General features: G+C 36.1%; 17 protein-coding genes and 2 pseudogenes. 9 read left to right on the top strand and 10 right to left on the bottom strand.

The annotated features are described in order from the left end of the window. The first annotated feature begins 457 nt into the window (after positions 1-457). The gene (locus HUB95_RS03530; protein ID WP_209452303.1) at positions 458-1,861 is read left to right on the top strand and encodes a malonyl-CoA decarboxylase; all 1,404 of its coding nucleotides are present in this window, start codon (positions 458-460) and stop codon (positions 1,859-1,861) included. Positions 1,862-1,940: 79 nt separating this feature from the next. Next, a complete protein-coding gene (gene lepA, locus HUB95_RS03525) occupies positions 1,941-3,737 on the top strand; it encodes a translation elongation factor 4 (protein ID WP_209452302.1) in 1,797 nt (598 codons plus the stop codon). 767 nt (positions 3,738-4,504) lie between these two features. On the opposite strand, the gene HUB95_RS03520 is transcribed toward lepA, so the two are convergent. Then, positions 4,505-4,681, bottom strand: coding sequence for a hypothetical protein (locus tag HUB95_RS03520; protein WP_174930852.1), 177 nt, complete (start codon positions 4,679-4,681; stop codon positions 4,505-4,507). Positions 4,682-4,706: 25 nt separating this feature from the next. On the opposite strand from HUB95_RS03520, the gene HUB95_RS03515 reads away from it, so the two are divergent. Then, complete coding sequence (locus HUB95_RS03515) at positions 4,707-5,111, top strand: hypothetical protein (RefSeq protein ID WP_209452301.1); 405 nt, start codon at positions 4,707-4,709, stop codon at positions 5,109-5,111. A 382-nt stretch (positions 5,112-5,493) separates the two neighbouring features. Here the strand turns inward: HUB95_RS03515 and HUB95_RS03510 are convergent, their stop codons facing one another. Beyond that, positions 5,494-5,736: a hypothetical protein gene (locus HUB95_RS03510; RefSeq protein ID WP_141457193.1), complete on the bottom strand. Its 243-nt coding sequence runs from the start codon at positions 5,734-5,736 to the stop codon at positions 5,494-5,496. 101 nt (positions 5,737-5,837) lie between these two features. Between HUB95_RS03510 and HUB95_RS03505 the strand changes: the two genes are divergently transcribed. Beyond that, the gene (locus HUB95_RS03505) at positions 5,838-6,218 is read left to right on the top strand and encodes a TrbC/VirB2 family protein (protein WP_015588961.1); all 381 of its coding nucleotides are present in this window, start codon (positions 5,838-5,840) and stop codon (positions 6,216-6,218) included. Here the strand turns inward: HUB95_RS03505 and HUB95_RS03500 are convergent. The 3 genes from HUB95_RS03500 to HUB95_RS03495 form a co-directional block, all read right to left on the bottom strand. Further along, complete coding sequence (locus HUB95_RS03500) at positions 6,194-7,192, bottom strand: pyruvate dehydrogenase complex E1 component subunit beta (RefSeq protein ID WP_197907195.1); 999 nt, start codon at positions 7,190-7,192, stop codon at positions 6,194-6,196. The two genes, HUB95_RS03505 and HUB95_RS03500, sit on opposite strands and share 25 nt — an antisense overlap. A 546-nt stretch (positions 7,193-7,738) precedes the next feature. Next, on the bottom strand, positions 7,739-7,903 hold the full coding sequence (locus tag HUB95_RS06170; protein ID WP_244662725.1) for a hypothetical protein: 165 nt from the start codon (positions 7,901-7,903) through the stop codon (positions 7,739-7,741). Positions 7,904-7,934: 31 nt separating this feature from the next. Next, complete coding sequence (locus tag HUB95_RS03495) at positions 7,935-8,825, bottom strand: ATP-binding protein (protein WP_244662724.1); 891 nt, start codon at positions 8,823-8,825, stop codon at positions 7,935-7,937. Positions 8,826-9,544: 719 nt separating this feature from the next. Between HUB95_RS03495 and HUB95_RS03490 the strand changes: the two genes are divergently transcribed. Further along, complete coding sequence (locus tag HUB95_RS03490; RefSeq protein ID WP_174930852.1) at positions 9,545-9,721, top strand: hypothetical protein; 177 nt, start codon at positions 9,545-9,547, stop codon at positions 9,719-9,721. 206 nt (positions 9,722-9,927) lie between these two features. Then, positions 9,928-11,193, top strand: a complete 1,266-nt coding sequence (locus HUB95_RS03485; protein WP_256433088.1) for an MFS transporter — start codon at positions 9,928-9,930, stop codon at positions 11,191-11,193. Between the two features lie 183 nt (positions 11,194-11,376). Here HUB95_RS03485 and HUB95_RS06605 read toward each other — a convergent pair. The 4 genes and pseudogenes from HUB95_RS06605 to secG form a co-directional block, all read right to left on the bottom strand. Continuing rightward, positions 11,377-11,487: pseudogene (locus HUB95_RS06605) on the bottom strand (WPE palindromic element domain-containing protein); the annotation flags it as partial. A gap of 176 nt (positions 11,488-11,663) precedes the next feature. Then, complete coding sequence (locus HUB95_RS03475; protein WP_015588966.1) at positions 11,664-12,074, bottom strand: nucleoside deaminase; 411 nt, start codon at positions 12,072-12,074, stop codon at positions 11,664-11,666. A gap of 25 nt (positions 12,075-12,099) precedes the next feature. Then, complete coding sequence (locus HUB95_RS03470) at positions 12,100-13,704, bottom strand: CTP synthase (RefSeq protein ID WP_015588967.1); 1,605 nt, start codon at positions 13,702-13,704, stop codon at positions 12,100-12,102. After that, on the bottom strand, positions 13,704-14,024 hold the full coding sequence (secG, locus tag HUB95_RS03465; protein WP_007548880.1) for a preprotein translocase subunit SecG: 321 nt from the start codon (positions 14,022-14,024) through the stop codon (positions 13,704-13,706). Before secG ends, HUB95_RS03470 begins: the two co-directional genes overlap by 1 nt. Before the next feature lie 144 nt (positions 14,025-14,168). Here secG and HUB95_RS03460 point away from each other — a divergent pair. Beyond that, positions 14,169-14,683, top strand: a pseudogene (locus HUB95_RS03460) (gamma carbonic anhydrase family protein). A gap of 50 nt (positions 14,684-14,733) precedes the next feature. Here the strand turns inward: HUB95_RS03460 and HUB95_RS03455 are convergent. Further along, positions 14,734-15,588, bottom strand: a complete 855-nt coding sequence (locus HUB95_RS03455) for a hypothetical protein (protein WP_209452300.1) — start codon at positions 15,586-15,588, stop codon at positions 14,734-14,736. Positions 15,589-15,847: 259 nt separating this feature from the next. On the opposite strand from HUB95_RS03455, the gene HUB95_RS03450 reads away from it, so the two are divergent. Both HUB95_RS03450 and HUB95_RS06160 read left to right on the top strand, forming a co-directional pair. Continuing rightward, positions 15,848-18,316, top strand: a complete 2,469-nt coding sequence (locus HUB95_RS03450) for a valine--tRNA ligase (protein WP_209452299.1) — start codon at positions 15,848-15,850, stop codon at positions 18,314-18,316. Between the two features lie 63 nt (positions 18,317-18,379). Continuing rightward, positions 18,380-19,162, top strand: coding sequence for a hypothetical protein (locus HUB95_RS06160; protein ID WP_244662723.1), 783 nt, complete (start codon positions 18,380-18,382; stop codon positions 19,160-19,162). Positions 19,163-19,195 lie beyond the last annotated feature (33 nt).

Below are 19,195 nucleotides of genomic sequence, written 5' to 3'. Positions count from 1 at the left end.
GCTTATTTAGATAAAAATCTAGATGTAGATGAAGTTTTGTAAAGACATACAGTATCTATATACTGCAAAAAATTGAACATAAGACGCCAATACATTAAGTAATCCTTACCTTTTAATCTGCAGATTGGCGAAAGCAAATACAATAGCTTCAGTTTCATGATAAGAGTGCTGGCGGAGTTTGTCAAGGAAGTTTTTGTTTCTACTGAATGACAGTTGTGGCTTGGGAGGTAGTGCAAGAAGTCTATTGTATTACTGAATCATTAATAATTCAGTAATAGTGCCTGCTATGTAGCTAAAATTTTCCTTTAACTTAAGCTATATGTAGCTAAAATAACTTGGGTTTACCGACGATTTGACAAACGACAAATTCGTCATCCAGCTACTTGTTAGCGGGATCTAGAGATGCCGCGGCGGTATGACCCTGACTTGCATTAGCTATGTATAATAAAGGGAATCTATGACAAAAGAATCATTGGTAAAAACTGATATAGTGAAAGTTGAAGACAAAAAGGCGGTAAGAAGCTTTTTTAAAATACTAGGTGGAGTGGCAGATGCTGTAAGATCGTGGATTGGTAACATCAGTCCTGATTTAAGCAACAGTCGCGATATCGATAGTTTAGTCTTGAAGATGAACGAGTGCTTAAATCCAAAGGGAGGGGAGGTTTCAGCACGTAAAAACGCTGTATCTCTTGGTAACTTGTACTTAAGCTTATCAGAGAAAGGTAAAATAAAATTTCTACAAACCCTGGCAGAAAAATTTAATCCGAATAAAGCGGAAATAGATGAGAAAATTAGAGAGTATAAGAAAAACCAAGATCCCGAGTTAAACTATAAATTTGAACAGGATTTAATAAAAATTCTTGAATCACCGCGTTCTAAAATATTAAAGCAATTTATTTCTTTACCAGAAGGCCTTAAGTTTATTGTTGATATGCGTTCTGATGTGCTTAAGCTAAAGAACCAATATAGAAGCTTGAATCCACTAGAGAGCGAATTAAAAAATATACTCTATACTTGGGTTGATGTTGATCTACTCGATCTTCGTCAAATCACCTGGGATTCACCTGCATCATTGCTAGAAAAACTTATAAAATATGAAGCTGTGCATAAAATTTCCTCTTGGGGCGACCTAAAAAACAGACTAGACTCTGATCGTCTCTGTTTTGCTTTTTTTCATTACAAGATACCAAACGAACCTCTAATTTTTGTAGAGGGTGCATTGGTGGATAAGATTGCAGATAGCATTCAACACCTTTTAGATGAGTCAGTACCTTCAAATGATCCGAGTAATGCGAGCACTGCTATATTCTATTCAATATCAAATACTCAAGCAGGGTTATCTGGAATCAGCCTTGGTAATTTTTTGATCAAAAGGGTTGTAGAAAAGCTATCACAGGAGTTTAAAAGTATAAAAACATATGCAACTCTTTCTCCAATACCTGGCTTTACGAAATGGCTAAAAAACAATCTAAACCAAGATGTCACTTTATTGGGCAAACTAAATATAAAACAATCTAGTGCAGAAATTTTAGAAAGTGCAGAGCAATTAAAAACTAATGTTGAATGTACAAATGAAACTAAACAATACATGCTTAAACTATGTGCATATTATTTACTAAAAGTGAATAATAGTAATGGAAATACTTATGACCCGGTGGCGCATTTTCATTTAAGCAATGGCGCATCAATAAAACAATTAAACTGGATGGCGGATACTTCTGAAAAGGGTATTAGTCAGTCAGCCGGGATGATGGTAAATTATCTATATGAGTTGCCTAAAATAGATAATAATCATGAAAACTATATGGTTAATAAAGTGATTTCCTGCTCGAAAAAAGTGTCGTCTATGTTGAAGGAGTAAATAGTCTCTTAATAAAGGATTGCCCTCACAACACTTAAAATGTAAAATAGTTTCACTAATTAAGTATAGTGGGCCATAAATGAACAACATAAGGAATTTCGCAATAATAGCGCATATAGACCATGGTAAGTCAACGCTTGCTGACCGTTTAATAGAGGAATGTAACGGCCTTGAAGCAAGAGAAATGACCAATCAAATACTCGATTCAATGGATATAGAACGCGAACGTGGGATTACAATTAAGGCACAGACGGTAAAACTCAATTATACGGCAAACGACGGTAATCAATATTGCCTAAATCTCATGGACACCCCAGGTCACGTTGACTTTTCTTACGAGGTAAGTCGAAGCTTAGCCGCATGTGAAGGTTCACTTTTAGTGGTAGATAGTAGCCAGGGCGTTGAAGCACAAACCCTTGCAAATGTATATAAAGCTATTGACAACAACCATGAAATAATAGTTGTGCTCAATAAAGTTGATCTTCCTGCTGCAGATCCAGAAAAGGTAAAACTCCAGGTTGAGGAAGTAATTGGCATTGACGCAAGTGAGTCAGTTTTAATATCAGCAAAAACTGGACTTGGAATAAAAGATGTACTGGAAGCAATAGTAGCAAAACTTCCAGCTCCTCAAGGTGATGTCAATGCTCCATTGCAAGCAATTTTAGTTGATAGTTGGTATGACACTTACTTAGGAGTAGTAATTTTAGTGCGAGTTAAAAATGGAGTGCTAAAAAAAGGCATGAAAATTGTTATGATGTCTAATAATGCTACATATCAGATAGATAATATCGGTATTTTCACCCCTAAAAAAGTGATGACGGGTGAACTTTCAGCGGGTGAAGTTGGTTTTATAACTGCTTCAATGAAGGAAGTAGCAGACTGCAAGGTAGGGGACACTATCACTGAGGAAAAGAGACCTTGTAGTAAAGCACTTCCTGGATTTAAAGAAGTGCATCCTGTGGTATTTTGTAGCATTTTTCCTCATAAAACGGATGATTTTAAATATCTAAGAGAAGCTCTAGAAAAGTTACATTTAAATGATGCAAGTTTTACCTTCGAAGCTGAAACTTCAAATGCACTAGGCTATGGATTTCGTTGTGGTTTTTTGGGAATGTTGCATCTTGAAGTTATTCAAGAAAGGCTCGAGAGAGAATTTGATTTAGACCTAACAGCAACTGCACCGAGTGTTATATATAGGGTTACAACACGAAGTGGTGAAGTTTTGAATATTCATAACCCAAGTGATATGCCATATCCAACGAAAATTGAAATTGTGGAAGAGCCGTGGATTACTGCAACAATAATGGTCCCTGACCAATACTTGGGAGAGATTCTATCTCTATGTGAAGAAAGGAGGGGAGAACAGGAGGATTTATCTTACATTGGTAACACAACAACAGCATTGTTAAGATATAAATTACCACTATCTGAAGTTGTTTTTGACTTTTATGATCGATTAAAATCAATTTCCAAAGGATATGCAAGTTTGGATTGGGAAATTTCCAGCTATCTGGTAAGCCAAATAGATAAATTAAGCTTTTTAATTAATGGAGAGCCCGTAGATGCACTGGCTTGTATCGTTCACAAAAGTAGGGCAGAAAAAAGGGGGCGTGAAATATGTGCACGCTTGAAGGATCTAATACCACGTCAGCAATATAAAATCGCGATTCAAGCGGCAGTGGGCGGAAAAATTATTGCCAGAGAAACGATTAACCCATACAGAAAAGATGTAACAGCTAAACTCTATGGTGGAGATGTAACGCGAAGAATGAAACTACTTGAAAAGCAAAAGAAGGGTAAAAAAAGGTTACATTCTATAGGGAACGTAAATATTCCACAGAATGCTTTTATTCAAGCCTTGAAGATAAGTGATTGATCTTAAAAGACTTCTTGTATAGTTTTTGGCAACAACCGTTAGAAACAAAAAAACTTACTTGACAAACTCCGCCAGCCCCCTTATCATGAAACTGAAGCTATTTATTTATCTTCTCTGTACAGATTAAATGACAAAAAACTCACGTATCTGGCGTCTCATGTTTAATTTTTGCACTATGTGCACCTTATGTCTTTATCAAATTTCTGGGTTTTGACCTACACAAGCTGAAATACGCTTATAAAGCATTTAAAACATTAAAAAACGCTAACTTAAAAAATGGATAGTGAATAATTAGCTACCCTAGGGTTTCTTTTACCTTTTTTCTGTTTAGTAAATTTCTTAACGTTTATAATTTAGATTAGTTGCGGCTTAAAAGCAACTGAATCGCGGTTATTAAGTGTTTAGAATAAAAAAACGCCATACTTGAAAGTTTAATGTAAGTAATTAGCCAACCACGGGGCTTCTTTTGCCTTTTTTTTATTTGGTAAATTTCTTAATGTTTATGGCTAACCGACAACCGTCATCCCGCTGCTTGTTAGCGGCTAAGAGATACCGCGAATGAATCGCGGTATGACGTGGGAAACCTTTCTTGGGTTAGCTATAGAGTTGACTTTTTTATTATGGTATGTGATAATTGCAGTGTTATTAAGTTTAGTGGTAAAATGATAATGAATATAGCTTATTTAGCAGCACTTATAGCAGCAGCTATAATAAAAATAGCAGCAGTAATACTTTGTGCTATAATGTGTATAAGCATTTTCTTTATATTATTTAAGGGAAAAAGAACACTTAGATTCAAAAGGATTTCTATCTCTTCTGAAAACAGTAGGTGTAATTTCTATAATACTATCAATTATATCTCTCCCACTTATTATATTAAGCCTTACTACTCCGTCACCTCTGGTAGTAGGTATAGTAGGTGGTATCGTTGGTGCTATTTCCATAATACCATTAATAGTAGCTTACATTTTGCTTTCAATAACATCGAAAGGATTGTCTCAACAGCCTGAAAATTATCAGCACTTGTTCTTAACTTCTCTTTTACTGTTTATTGGAAACATCATAGCTGGAGCTTTTATCGCTGTAAGTGGTGTTTTTCCAATATGTAAAGTAGATTCCTTATCATCTTTATCAGCAGCACTAGAGTCCTTACCTGCAGTAGGAATACATGCACTAGCACTTACGATTGCAACTGCAATTGGAGTAGTTATTGTAATCGATCTCGCTAAGCAAGCTAAGGAGTACATATCAGGTAAAATAATGCAAGCAGAAAAAGAATCTGTGACTGATACACATAAAGAACCAGACTCTAAAGTGGATGAAGCAAAAGAAGGAAATGTTAAAAATGAGCGGAAAGTACCTCTTTTGCCCTAAATATAAAGATGTCATCCCAGTGCTCCTTTTTTTGTCATCCAAGTAGCTGACACTGGGATCCAGGTTGCTCACAAGCAAACTAGCATAGAAAGTGGTTACAACGTTTTCGATGAGATTGCAGAAAGGCTGGATCCAAGTGGGCTTTGTTGCATCGCTACTTATGAAAGGCTAACTATAATTAGGATTATAAGCAACTTATTGAAAATCTTGTTTTTTTGCAATCAATCTGATCAAATTTAAGAATAGTAATTTGTTATTTATATTAATAAATTTAATTCTATTGAAAATAGCTAAAGCATTGAAATTCTTGAATTTTAGCCGGATTAGTGAGTGGTAGTGAAATTTCTTTTACTCAAATTTAGGTATTCACTGACCGTTCTTGTTATAAATACCAGAATAATAAGCTACTGATATTCTCCACCTTTTTTATCTTTAATCCATCATAGCTAGCGATGCAACAAAGCCATCCCAGTGTCAAGCACTGGGATGACAGGGGAGTTGGATGACACCGTCTTGGATGGAAATCAGTGTCAGCTACTTTCATGACAAAAAGAGGGCACTTGGATGACAGGAGAAGGAAGCATTGCCCTCCTGGTAGCACAATGTTCGTGCAGTTGTGTGTCAACTACTTTTGTGGCACCGTTTGTTATTCAATCTTTATGCTAGTTTTACTAAAAATTATACTATTTTAGATATAATTACAATATCTAAGTTTAAGGTATAGAGATGAATCCTACAATCAAGAGAATTTTCAATATTTTTCTTATAGTATTATTTATTTCTTTTTCTCATGTTGGGAGTGCTGCCGCTGACACTAATACTGATACAACTGCTCAAGTAATATGTAACATTATTGGCTACGTTTGGGGAATAGGCGGACCGCTTATGACCGTAGTGATAATAGGTGCAGCTTTGCTTGCGATATTTGGTAGAATGCCATGGCCAGCTCTTTTTGCACTCGGTATATTTTGTGCTGTATTTTTCGGTGCTAAAACTATCGTCATAAAAGTAATGGGTGGTATAGGCGGCACTGGAAATACTTCTTTGATGGACCAATGCGGAACAGGAGACACAAAAAAGAACTATTTTTTTCTAAAACAGACCTGATGCACGGCTTCAACTATATCTTCCACTTGCGGTAATGCTTTTTTTTCTAGATTTGCAGCGTAAGGTAAGGGGATGTCCTTGCCAGTTACACGTACAACTGGAGCATCAAGGTAGTCAAATCCTTGTTCCATAATAACGGCTGACAGCTCTGCTCCTATTCCTGCAAATGGCCATCCTTCTTCTACACTAACTAACCTATTAGTCTTCTGAATAGAGTTAATAACAGTTTGAGTGTCAAGTGGTCTTAAGGTTCTGAGGTCAATAATTTCAGCTTCTATACCTTCACTCGAAAGTAAATCTGCTGCATTTAAGGCATCCATTAATTTTAATGAAAAAGCAGTGATAGTTACATCCTTTCCTTCCCGTATAACAGCAGCTTTGCCTATCTCAAGTAGATAATCTTTGTTTGATAGCTCAGAGTCAGAAACTTCATGCTCATGTCCATAAGCTATTTCGTTTTCTAGAAATATTACCGGATTAGGGTCACGAATTGCAGCTTTAAGCAGACCTCTGCAATCTGAGGCAAAATAGGGTGCTATTACTTTTAACCCCGGTATATGCGAATACCAAGCTGCAAAGCATTGAGAATGTTGTGCAGCAACTCTTGCTGCAGCGCCATTTGGTCCACGAAATACTATAGGGCATCCAAGTTGTCCGCCTGACATATAATTTGTTTTTGCTGCGGAATTCACAATTTGGTCAATAGCTTGCATAGAAAAATTAAAAGTCATAAACTCGACTATTGGCTTTAATCCAGCAAATGCCGCTCCAACAGCAAGGCCAGCAAATCCATGTTCGGTAATAGGCGTATCAACTACTCTGTTTTCTCCAAACTCTTTCAGTAATCCTTTCGTTACTTTATAAGCACCATCATACTCTGCAACTTCTTCACCCATGATAAGCACATCAGAGTCGTTTTGCATTTCTTCTCTAATTGCTGTGCATAAAGCTTCTCTTACACTTAAGGTTGCCATTTATAAACTTTTATAGACTTTAACTAAAGTAACTATATCAGAATTACTGGGGGTAAGTAAAGTGTACAAATTAAGTTTTACAAACATCATGACCAACTTATTCCAAAAAAAATCTTCTCACGCTTGCTGGTTTTGGTTGCTAAAAATGATTGTATTGCTTGTGTTTTTAATAATATATACTGCTAAGTTAATAATAATTCACTTGGGAATAACAGAAAAATACATGATAATTTTATATTTCAAATAGAATAAAATCCTTTTTATTGATACTGTCTTTTTTTGTAAAAAACATTCCTAACTTTTCCACCACTTTTTCTGGCTAAGGTCAGTATAACTTTTGCTTGAAATAACTGTTTATATGGTGCAATTTACAGCTTTTAGTTGCTAAAATTATAACTCTTAATTTAATAATTTTAATCCAATAAGCTTTCAGGTTAATAAAATTAAATTATTTGAGTAAATGCAATACCATGTCTTTATTTGTGGGTAATAATAAGAATAACGAAGGTTGGCTCAGCTACACTTCTATAATTTCAATTTTTATGTTTACCGTATAAAAGAAGTTTCTTCTATCTGTGTCTTCGCGTTTGAAACTAACTTTATTCTATCTCTTTCTTGTTCTGGACTTAACCTGTGAAGCGCGTAACTGAAATCTTCCTCACTCACTATAAGCCGTCTTTGCGCACCAGCGCTAATTTTTGCTTCATTCACTAATTGCTCTAACTCAGCCCCAGAATAGCCTTCAGTCTTGGAGGCTTAGCTTTTCATCAGTTTTTGTACCTCGCATATAAAGTGCCAATATCTTTTGTCTCACCTCTATGTTTGGATTAGGGACATAAACCTTCTGACCTAAACGTCCAGGTCTAATAAGTGCTGGATCTATACCACCGATAAGGTTAGTTGCACCAATTACTATTATATCTTTTCTGCTCTTAAATCCATCTATTTCAGTTAACAACTGTGTTAAACTCTCTTGACAATGGTAAGCTGAGTTATTAGCGGTACTTCTTTTTTGAGCAACTGCATCTATTTCATCTATAAAGACTATACAAGGAGAATATTTTTTTGCTATTTTAAAAAGCTCGCGTACAGCATGTGCACCATGACCAATATATACTCCAATAAGTTCAGGACCTGAGATGCTTATGAAATTCATATTTGATTCACCTGCAATTGCACGAGCGATAAGTGTTTTACCATTTCCAGGAGGGCCATATAATATGTAACCTCTTAGTGAATTAATACTTTTATTTCCAAACAGCTTGCGCATTTCTTCTGTCATTTGGTCACAGCAAATCATCTGCAACCGTTGTTTTAAGGAGTCATCAATTATAGCATCAGCAAATGTTATTCTTTTATCATCTGAATTAGCTAATTCTATCGATATAGGCAGCTCTACTTCCTTTAGTTTGCTGAATACTTGATCATATACAAACCAAACAATAAAAAGGGGAACGACAAGTAACACACAAGGCATAGCTTCACTAACATAATGTGCAGCTAACTCATACCCTTTACTAAGCAACATTGTATGCATATAGGCAAACAAAAAAGCGATAGAGACAATAGTTGCCACGCATAGTAAACAGATTGAAATTCTTTTTAGTAATTCTGAAATTTCAATTTTTTTCATCTTAATACCTTATACCAATTTTAAACTAAGAATAATTTTATCTAGCTTACCTATTTTAGCTTGATTAGAGCGTTCAGAAAAATTATCAAGTACGTACTTTAATTTATTAAATACTAAAAACAATATATCACCATATTGTCACATACATCTTTAAAGTTTACCAAATTCATTTTCAAAAAACAAGATTTTATTATTAACCAGAATTCTGGATTAGATTTTAGGTAAATTATTGAAAGTCTTGAACTTTACTAAATTAGTAACTAGTCTTAAAATGCTTACTGCTTTATCGTAAATGCTAAAACAATAAGCTATTGATATTCTTGTTTTTTTTAATCTCCAATCCAGAATTCGGGTTAAAAACGCTAACTTGTATCTTCAAGAAGTAAGACATAATAGCTCTAAAATGTCTTGCAAGGAAAGGTAAAGCTGAACGCTAACTTATGCCAGAAAAATACCGTCTTGTTTGCCTTTTTGAGTAGTATCATCTTATTTTTCCTGTAAATTTTGTTTATAACGCCTAAGATTTACGATATTTTAATCCCGGTAGAATATCTTATAAAATCAGATTATATGTTATACCTATGGAAATAGATAACTTTCAGCAATATTACAACCAAGAAGAAATGAAGACAGTAACATTAGCTCAAATTTATAAAGACTTGGTAATAAAGATATTCGATATAGCCACAAGCAAAATGTAAGCTACTATTAATGGTATTATGGAAATAGCACCAACGATACCACCTACTATACCTACTACCAGAGGTGACGGAGTAGTAAGGCTTAATATAATAAGTGGGAGAGATATAATTGATAGTATTATAGAAATTACACCTACTGTTTTCAGAAGAGATAGAAATCCTTTTGAATCTAAGTGTTCTTTTTCCCTTAAATAATATAAAGAAAATGCTTATACATATTATAGCACAAAGTATTACTGCTGCTATTTTTATTATAGCTGCTGCTATAAGTGCTGCTAAATAAGCTATATTCATTGCAATTATCACACACCATAATAAAAAAGTCAACTCCATATGTTTAGGTTGTAAAATCCCAAAAAGCAGCCAGAATAGAATAAGCAAACATTTACGAATTGAATTTAGTGCAAACAAGGGTGTTGATATCAACCATACTCTGCAGAATCGCAATATGGTATGACTACATGCTTTTTATTGATTTGATTAACATAATCAGCAGAGAGTTTTGTTTTGCAAAAGATGTCTACAGTAACATACTGCAATTATTTGGAATTGTAGGGCTAGGTGCAATTGTAAGGCCACTTGGTGCATTCATATTTGGTCACGTTGGTGACAGGTATGGAAGGAGGATAGCATTAATAATTACTATCTTGCTAATATCGATACCATCAAGTCTCATTGCATTTATTCCAAGTCACAATCAAGTAGGTATAATTTCTACTATATTGCTTCTTGCAATCCATATAACACAAGGAATTGCACTTGGTGGTGAACAAGGAAGTTCTGTTTATCTTATAGAGCATTTATCCAGTAGGAAAGAGAACTTAGGGATGTATTTTGGAATGATGGGTTTTGGTCGCTCCATTGGCGTCTTGCTTTCTGCGGTGATAGTGATTATCTGCAAAAAAACTACTGATTTTTGTACCTTGGGTTGGAGATTGCCATTTATTTTCTCAGCTATTTTAGGATTAATTAGCGCGTATAGCATATACACATTGGGAGAAACTCCAGCATATGAAAAAAATCGAAAACAAAGAAATTTACCTGATTTGCCAATAATAGAGCTTATAAAACGCCACAAGAGAGCTCTTATACTTGCTATTTTAATATCTGTACCTGTTAATGTTGCTGTTGGATTTACCATATTTCTTCGAACTCTCGCAAAGGAAATAGCATCAGTGGATGTTTATGTAACAACATATATCAACGAAATTGTATTGATTATAACCAGTGTATTAATGCCGATATCTTCAATAGCGTTTGGAATGTTGGCTGATAAAGTTGGAAAAGAGCGCACTGCAATCTTATTTATAGCAATTACAATGGCACTGTGTTGTCCTGCGTTATCTATTGCATATTACTATAAAAATTATCTTGTGATTGCGTTGAGCGTAATGGTTCTCTCTATAATAGAAAGGGGTATAGTTCCCATAGGAATAGTTGCATCTGAACTCTTTCCTACCAATGTTAGATTTAGTGGTGTGAGCTTATCACGCAATGTCTCTTATGCGTTACATGGAGGATTTACTCCTATGGTTTGTATTTGGTTGACTGTAACATTTCCTCAAACAAACCTTGCTGCTGGGCTTTATATAGTCTTCTGCTTGTTGATCAGTGTGGTAGCAATATTGCAAATAAAACCGCAAGATAAGAAATTTGATTGGTCTTAGTTTTCTCCTATGTGATTTGATAGACCGGGAAAGGGTTTCATCTAAGTAGCTGACACCCTGACAACCGTCATCCCGCTGCTTGTTAGCGGGATCTAGAGATACCGTGACGGTATGACGTAGGACTGCTGTCATTCCAGTCTGGAATCCAGAGAAAAGGATGATGTCATCCCAGTGTCCCTGTAATGTCATTCCAGTGCTTGACACTGGAATCCAGCCTTTATTATGCAGCCACTTGGTTAAAATTAAGTCTTCTGGATCCCAGTGTCTGGGCACTGGGATGACAAAGGAGGGCAGTGTCAGCTACTCGGATGACACCCTGCTGGTGGACAATGTTTGTATAGTTGTGCGTCACGCGCTGGAATGACGAATTACTTAACCGCCATACCGTCACGGTATCTCCTAGCATAGATCCCGCTAACACGTAGCGGGATGACGATTTTGTATCGGAAAACAAGTAGCATGAAGATTTATCAAATGTTCCTTAGTTTCTCAAAAAAATCCTTTAACAAAAAAGAGCATTCTGTTTCTAATATCCCACCATAAACTTCAGGTATATGGCTGCAAAATTGAAATATCTTAGCACCATTTTCAATTCCTCCACCTTTTGGATTATAAGCTCCAAAGTACAATCGTTTAATTCTGGCAAAGGAAATGGCTTGAGCACACATCGGACATGGTTCTAATGTTACGTACATATCAGCATCACAAAGCGTGGGAGTTGAAAATGCTTGTCTGATCGCTAACATCTCTGCATGTGCAGTTGGATCGCTGGATATATTGTGTGCAGAAGAAATGATATTGTCTCCACTCACTATTACAGCACCTATGGGCACCTCATCATTTTTTTGAGCGAGTTTGGCTTGCTCTATGGCAAGCTCCATATATTGATACTTAAACACTAGGCACTTATTTCTTATCAATTGCTGCTTTAACGAACGACACGAAAAGAGGATGAGGAGAAAACGGCTTTGATTGAAATTCTGGATGAAACTGCACACCAATAAACCACGGATGACTCTCTAACTCCACTGCCTCTATGCACGTTCCATCTTCTGATATGCCACTGCATAACAGCCCATTTTTTTCTAAGTCATCTTTATAATCTGAATTGATTATGTACCTATGCCTGTGTCTTTCTGAAATAGTAGTGTTACTATATGCATCCATCATTTTAGAGTTTGCATTTATATTACATTTGTATGCCCCAAGTCTCATGGTTCCACCAAGATCGTCATCTTGATCGCCAGCTAACTTAACGATTGGATGTTTACAGTTACGAAATTCTTCAGAGTGTGCATCTTCAAGCTTAACAACATTACGAGCAAATTCAATAATTGCAAGCTGCATACCAAGGCAAATTCCGAAAAATGGGATATTATTTGTACGGGCATAATTTATTGCTAATATTTTACCCTCTACTCCGTCATCACCAAACCCCCCTGGAACAAGGATTGCATGAGAATTCTGTAACTTCTCCCCTATAAGCTTTTCATTTATAGGTTTTTCTTCCTTCTCTCTTGAGTTAACCCAATTTATCTTTACTTTGACTTTATTACTAATCGCACCATGATTTAATGCTTCAACCAGTGATTTGTATGCATCAGGGAATTCGGTGTATTTTCCCACTATAGATACAGTAACTTCCTGTGTTGGGTGCCTTATGGAATGCACTATTTGATCCCATTCAGTCAAGCTTGGTTTTGGCTTACTTAAATGAAAGTGCTCCAAAATTTGCGTATCAAGCCCACATTGGCTATACAACACCGGTAACTCATATATATGACTCACATCAGGGGCAGGTATCACATTGGATAAAGAAACATTGCAAAGCTTAGCTATTTTCTCTCTTTGATTATCGAAAATTTCTTTCTCACTGCGGCATAATATAATATCTGGTTGTAACCCCGCGGAATTTAACTCTCGAACTGAATGCTGCGTTGGTTTTGTCTTTAATTCTTGCGCTGCGGTAAGATATGGTATTAAAGTTAAGTGAATCAGGATAACTCTTTGTTTTCCTAATGTGTAGTTAACTTGGCGTATAGCCTCCAAAAATGGTTGGCTTTCAATGTCACCTACAGTTCCGCCTATTTCACATATTACAAAATCTAAACCTTCCGTACCATTAAAAATGAACGATTTGATCAAATCTGTTACATGAGGAATGACTTGCACAGTTTTGCCCAGATAATCACCACGCCTCTCTTTCTTCAATAACTCATGATATATCTTACCAGTTGTTATATTGTCATCTTTTGTTGCTTTAATTCCAGTAAAACGCTCATAATGCCCAAGATCCAAATCAGTTTCAGCACCATCTTCGGTAACAAATACCTCTCCGTGCTGAGTTGGGTTCATTGTCCCAGGATCAATGTTGAGATACGGGTCAAGTTTTCTGATACGGATCTTAAAACCGTGAGCTTGAAGAAGCGCACCAACACTCGAAGCAACTAAGCCTTTACCAAGCGATGACACAACTCCACCTGTGACAAAGATAAATTTAGCTTCCTTCATTAATTTTCAAATGGAACAGAAGTAGATTCACTTTCTTGCTTTTTTTCTAATATAATTTTTTCTGCGATCGATTTTTTATGTACGTCTTTTGAACATAATCCTGACAATAGCAATGTGTTTATAATAAACAATCCAGCAACAATAGCCGTTATTCTGCTGAGCGGGTTTTCAGAAGATTTCACCGGAATCATCGAATTGACCCCCTGTTGTGTATTACTAAAACCACTTAACGAACTACTTCCAGGCGGCTGCAAGAGCACTAAAATTACTAACACAACAACCAATATTATTTGAAATATACTTAATACCGCTACTGACATTATAGATAGGGCTGAAAATAAAAATTTTAGCAGTACAAAGCACGTAAGTCAAGAACATCTGTCACCCAAATAACTTGAAATCTAAGTATGTATTTACTGCTTACCTTATTTTGATTAACATATGCATAAAACTTTGGGCTTAATATGTATCACATTTTAAAATACAAAAATTATGAACCAAAAATAGACGAAAGTGCTTTCATCGCAGGTGGTTCGCATATCATAGGCAAGGTTGAAATAGGAAGAGATGCAAGCATCTGGTTTAATTGTGTAATCAGAGGGGACGTTGGATCAATAAAAATAGGTAATGGAACAAATATTCAAGATGGAACGGTAATTCATGTGGATAGAAACCCAGGTGGTGACACAATTATTGGCAGCATGGTAACAGTGGGACATTTTTGTGTGTTGCACGCATGCACGGTGCATGATAAGGCGTTTATTGGTATGGGCTCTACCGTGATGGACCATGCAGTTGTGGAGCCTGAAGCTATGGTAGCTGCTGGCTCACTGGTAACACACGGAAAAGTGATAAAAAGTGGGGAAATATGGGCTGGCAGGCCAGCAAAATTCTTCAAAAAATGTCGAATGAAGAAATTAAACATATTACACAATCAGCACAAAATTATATTATGCTAATGAATGAATATAAAAACTGAAGCTCGCGTCAAGTGTTTTACTTGACACGTACATTTCGGCTTAACCCTTGTTACTTCTTTTTCCCATTCTCATTTACTTCTTGTGCTTTTGCCCCATCTACTTGAGTACTAGGTAATACTGCATATGTAATACCACCGGCTACGAGTGCAGATGCTACTGCTATACCAATCATTACTAACATCTCTAACTTAACTGTACGTTCAAGTGCAGTAAATGCTATCAGTCCAGCAGCAAGACCCATACCAACAGTAGCAGTGTACCGTGCTCCATTGCCTTGTTTTAGTTGTTGAATTTTTTTGTTTTCAGCTTCTAATTCTTTATTTTCCTTCTTTAGCTTGTCAACTTCTTTCTCTTTAGCTGTTAAGTCTGCCTTCAGTTTGTCAACTTCAGCATTTGGCTGTTGTTGTTTTAGTTGTGCTATTTCTTTCTCTTTATCTGCTAATTGTTGCTGTAAGTCCGCAACTTCTTGTGTATTTTGTTGAGCTTTTAATGCTGTTATTTCCTCGTCTTTCTCTTTTAACTGCTGCTTACTCCGTTGTATTCTTTTACTTGTTGATCTTTTTCCTTTTCCTTTTTTTGACTTAGTAACACCTTCTTGCCCATTAACAGAACCTTCACTTAATGTCGTGCTATCACTAGAAACAACACTTCGATTACCTTTATTGCCCGACGTAACCTCATTATCATCGGCAACCTGCATTGTATCATTAATCCCTTCAGACACAGGCGTGCTACTCGCATCAACATAATCATTTAAAGACTCTTGATTACCAACTAAAGAACCTTGTAACGACTGCTCTGTTCCTGATTCAATAGAGTTTTTATTTATAGTTCCTTCTTGATCAGATGTTATATCAGTTGGTGAAGTTGCTCCAGGTGAAAGATTTTGATTTGAATTATGCATATTTAACCTCAATATATATAATTAACATTACATAATACTCTTAGAACCTAAGGTCAAGTAATATTTTTATCATAGCATAGAAAATTTATGTTCGTAAACAAAAAATTTTGGCGTAAAATTGCCGTATTTACTTAATTGTGCTATAGCTAAAGTAATTTAGGTTTACCGACCATCGTCATTCCGCTGCTTGTTAGCGGGATCTAGAGATACCGCGGCGGTATGACGTTGCTAGCTTAAAGTTTAAAATTGAGAAATATTTATGTTAAAAGAAAAATACGGCTTTAAAGAAGTTGAAGACAAATGCAACATATTATGGGAAGGTAGTAAAGTTTATAAATGGAATGGTGAAAAGGATAACACTTTCACTATAGACACGCCTCCACCGACAATATCAGGAAAACTCCATATCGGCCATATATTTAGCTATTGCCACACGGACTTTATTGCAAGGTTTCAGCGCATGCTGGGAAAAGATGTGTTTTACCCAATTGGGTTTGATGATAATGGGCTTCCCACTGAAAGATTGGTTGAGCAAACCTATAAAACCCGCGCAAAAGAAGTTGGCAGGGAAAAATTTATAGAGATGTGCCATGAGGTTATTGAAAAATCAAAGCAAGAATTCAAGGAACTATTTAAATCGGTCGGCATTAGTTATGACTGGGATTTGGAATACCACACGATCAGCAAGGAAACTGTGACGCTTTCACAGATGTCGTTTATTGATCTATATAATAAGGGATATGCATATAGAAAAATGCAGCCCATCCTTTGGGACCCGGTTGATAAAACAGCAATTGCACAAGCAGAAATAGAAGATAAAGTTTTTGAGTCATCCTTAAACACGATAGTTTTCTCTACTCAAGAAAATGAGCAGATCAATATTGCAACTACGCGGCCTGAGTTACTCCCCGCATGTGTTGCAGTTTTTTGTCATCCAGAGGATGCGCGCTACACCCATCTGATCGGAAAAACAGCCGTGGTGCCGATCACAGAGACAAAAGTTCCAATAATAGCTGATGATAAGGTTAAAATAGATAAAGGCACTGGGCTTGTTATGTGTTGTACATTCGGTGATGAGCTCGACATATATTGGCAGCAAAAGCATAATCTGCCGATGAAAATTATCATCGATCAGGATGGGAGGATGAACCTTCATGATGTCATTCCACCACACCCCGGCGTCATTCCAGCGCGTGACGCTGGAATCTATGAAATAAATGGACTAAAAATTGTAGCAGCAAGAAAGAGGATGATCGAAATCCTAACTGAAAAAGGACTTTTGGTAGAAAGCACTAACATTTCTCATTCTGTTAAGTGCGCAGAAAGATCTGGTGCACCACTTGAGATATTGCCTACTTATCAATGGTTTATCAAGACTTTAGAGCAAAAAGCTCAAGTATTAGATAAAGTAAAAGAATGCAATTGGCATCCAGCTACTATGCGTAAACGTATGGAAGTGTGGATAGAAGGGCTAAATTGGGACTGGTGCATCTCAAGGCAACGTTATTTTGGTGTGCCATTTCCAGCGTGGTATTCCAACCGTAAGGGAGAAGAAGGTAAAATTATTCTAGCTGAGATAAAGGACCTGCCTATAGATCCATTGAAAGATTTGCCAAAAGGGTATAGCAAAGAAGAGGTTATCCCAGATCAAGATGTAATGGATACCTGGGCCACAAGTTCAATTACTCCTCAACTAAGTGCACTAGCAGTAAACAGTGAGTTTAGCTTACCAAATCATCGCTATGATACGATATTTCCTGCAGATCTGCGCAGCCAGAGCCATGAGATAATAAGAACTTGGGCTTTTTATACTATTTTAAAGGCACATTATCATGCAAATTCTTTACCTTGGAAAAACATTATGATCAGCGGTTGGTGTTTAGCAGATGATAAGAAAAAGATGAGTAAATCAAAGGGTAACATCATTACTCCTCATGTAATACTTGAAACTTATGGAGCTGATGTAGTGCGCTATTGGGCAGCGAACTCAAGGCTTGGAGTTGATACAGTCTACTCTGAAAATATATTCAAAATTGGCAAGCGCCTCGTTACAAAACTTTGGAACGCTAGCAAGTTTGTTTCCATGTTCATGGAAAAGCATCAAACAGTAAGCATAAATTCCATCAGTGAGACGATGGATAAATGGATACTGTCTAAGCTGTACAAAGTAATAGGTAAAGCAACGAATAACCTATTACAGTTTGAATACTGCGAAGCTTTGGGCGCAGTAGAAGAATTTTTTTGGAAGGATTTTTGTGATAACTACTTGGAATTAGTAAAAAAACGCGCGTACGGAAGCAGTGAAGCAACCTTAAGTGCAAAGCAAAGTTTGGCATATATACTGAATATTATTTTGCGGTTATTTGCACCTTTCTTGCCTTACATTACAGAAGAGATATACCACCAGTTGTATAGTTATAATTCTGTACACAATCAAAGTAATTGGCCGAGCAAAGAAGAACTTATCTACGATAAATATTCAGAGGAAATGGGAGATAATGTTATTCAGATATTAAACATTATCAGAAAGATAAAGGCAGATAATAATGTATCAGTTAAGCATCTGATAAAAAAGTTGATGATAAAAGCGAGCGTACAAGAGGATAAGTTAGATCAATCTGCACAGGATGATTTGCAGGCAGTGTGCAATGCAGAAATGATAGAGTGGATGCAGTCTGAGCTTGAAACTGAAGACGGAAAATACATAGTGAATATAGACTTATACTGATTTTTATAGCTTTACTTCCTTTAATATCCATGCTATTGTAATCATTATTAGTATGAGGGAATAATGAGGGATTTGTATAGTAAAACCAATGCACCATATCTTATAGCTGGTGCTCTTGCTACTTTGGTATTGCTTGCGTCTGGGACACTTGCTGTTGCCCCTTATGTTAAGTTCTTGTCTTCAGTTGCAGCCTTTAATGTAGCTCTTCCTGTTGCTTTGAGTTTGTCTATACTTTCTATTTTGGTGCTTGCACTTTCGTATAAAATAATTAGTAATAATAAAAAAATAGAGGTTGAGAGAAATAAATTCGCTCAGAAAGAGCAAGAGTTGGAAAATAAAATAACTCTAGGAAAGGAAGCTGAAAAAGCTGCAAACAAAGAAGTGGAAAAATTAAAACATGAATTAACTCGAGAAAAGAAAAATTTAGACAAGAGAGCAAAAAAATTGAATCAGAAAGTAAATGAGTCAGAAGTTGAGAGAGAATCTCTTCTTGAAGAAAAAAAATCTTTAGAGAAAAAATTAGAAACAGCAAAGAATCGTACGTTTGAAATAGACAATGAATTGGACAAAACAAGAAAGGAAATAGGTAAGCTTAATGAGCAGGAAGAGAAATTAAAACTTGAAATCTCATGTTTAAAGAAACAGTTGGAAGAAAGAAGTAGATTTATTGCAAAGCTGAAGATGGAAGTGGATGATAATAAACATTTAGAGCTAGAGAATAAGGGGTTAAATGATAGAATAGAAACGTCACGTGAAGTACAAAAGGCACTACGTGAGAAAAAACATGAACTTAGTGAAAAAGTAGAGGCATTGAATAAGGAAAAAATAGATTTTCTAAAGAAGTAGAGGAATTACGTGAAGAACAAGAAAGACTGCATG

It is taken from the genome of Wolbachia endosymbiont of Ceratosolen solmsi, assembly GCF_017869155.1.
Taxonomy (GTDB): domain Bacteria; phylum Pseudomonadota; class Alphaproteobacteria; order Rickettsiales; family Anaplasmataceae; genus Wolbachia; species Wolbachia pipientis.
This window is presented reverse-complemented; position numbering and strand designations above follow the sequence as displayed.

Coding starts and splice junctions, on each gene's coding strand:
- HUB95_RS03530 (WP_209452303.1), top strand. CDS start 458: ATGACAAAAGAATCATTGGTAAAAACTGATATAGTGAAAGTTGAAGAC.
- lepA (WP_209452302.1), top strand. CDS start 1,941: ATGAACAACATAAGGAATTTCGCAATAATAGCGCATATAGACCATGGT.
- HUB95_RS03520 (WP_174930852.1), bottom strand. CDS start 4,681: ATGGAAATAGCACCAACGATACCACCTACTATACCTACTACCAGAGGT.
- HUB95_RS03505 (WP_015588961.1), top strand. CDS start 5,838: ATGAATCCTACAATCAAGAGAATTTTCAATATTTTTCTTATAGTATTA.
- HUB95_RS03500 (WP_197907195.1), bottom strand. CDS start 7,192: ATGGCAACCTTAAGTGTAAGAGAAGCTTTATGCACAGCAATTAGAGAA.
- HUB95_RS03495 (WP_244662724.1), bottom strand. CDS start 8,825: ATGAAAAAAATTGAAATTTCAGAATTACTAAAAAGAATTTCAATCTGT.
- HUB95_RS03490 (WP_174930852.1), top strand. CDS start 9,545: ATGGAAATAGCACCAACGATACCACCTACTATACCTACTACCAGAGGT.
- HUB95_RS03475 (WP_015588966.1), bottom strand. CDS start 12,074: ATGGAGCTTGCCATAGAGCAAGCCAAACTCGCTCAAAAAAATGATGAG.
- HUB95_RS03470 (WP_015588967.1), bottom strand. CDS start 13,704: ATGAAGGAAGCTAAATTTATCTTTGTCACAGGTGGAGTTGTGTCATCG.
- secG (WP_007548880.1), bottom strand. CDS start 14,024: ATGTCAGTAGCGGTATTAAGTATATTTCAAATAATATTGGTTGTTGTG.
- HUB95_RS03455 (WP_209452300.1), bottom strand. CDS start 15,588: ATGCATAATTCAAATCAAAATCTTTCACCTGGAGCAACTTCACCAACT.
- HUB95_RS03450 (WP_209452299.1), top strand. CDS start 15,848: ATGTTAAAAGAAAAATACGGCTTTAAAGAAGTTGAAGACAAATGCAAC.
- HUB95_RS06160 (WP_244662723.1), top strand. CDS start 18,380: ATGAGGGATTTGTATAGTAAAACCAATGCACCATATCTTATAGCTGGT.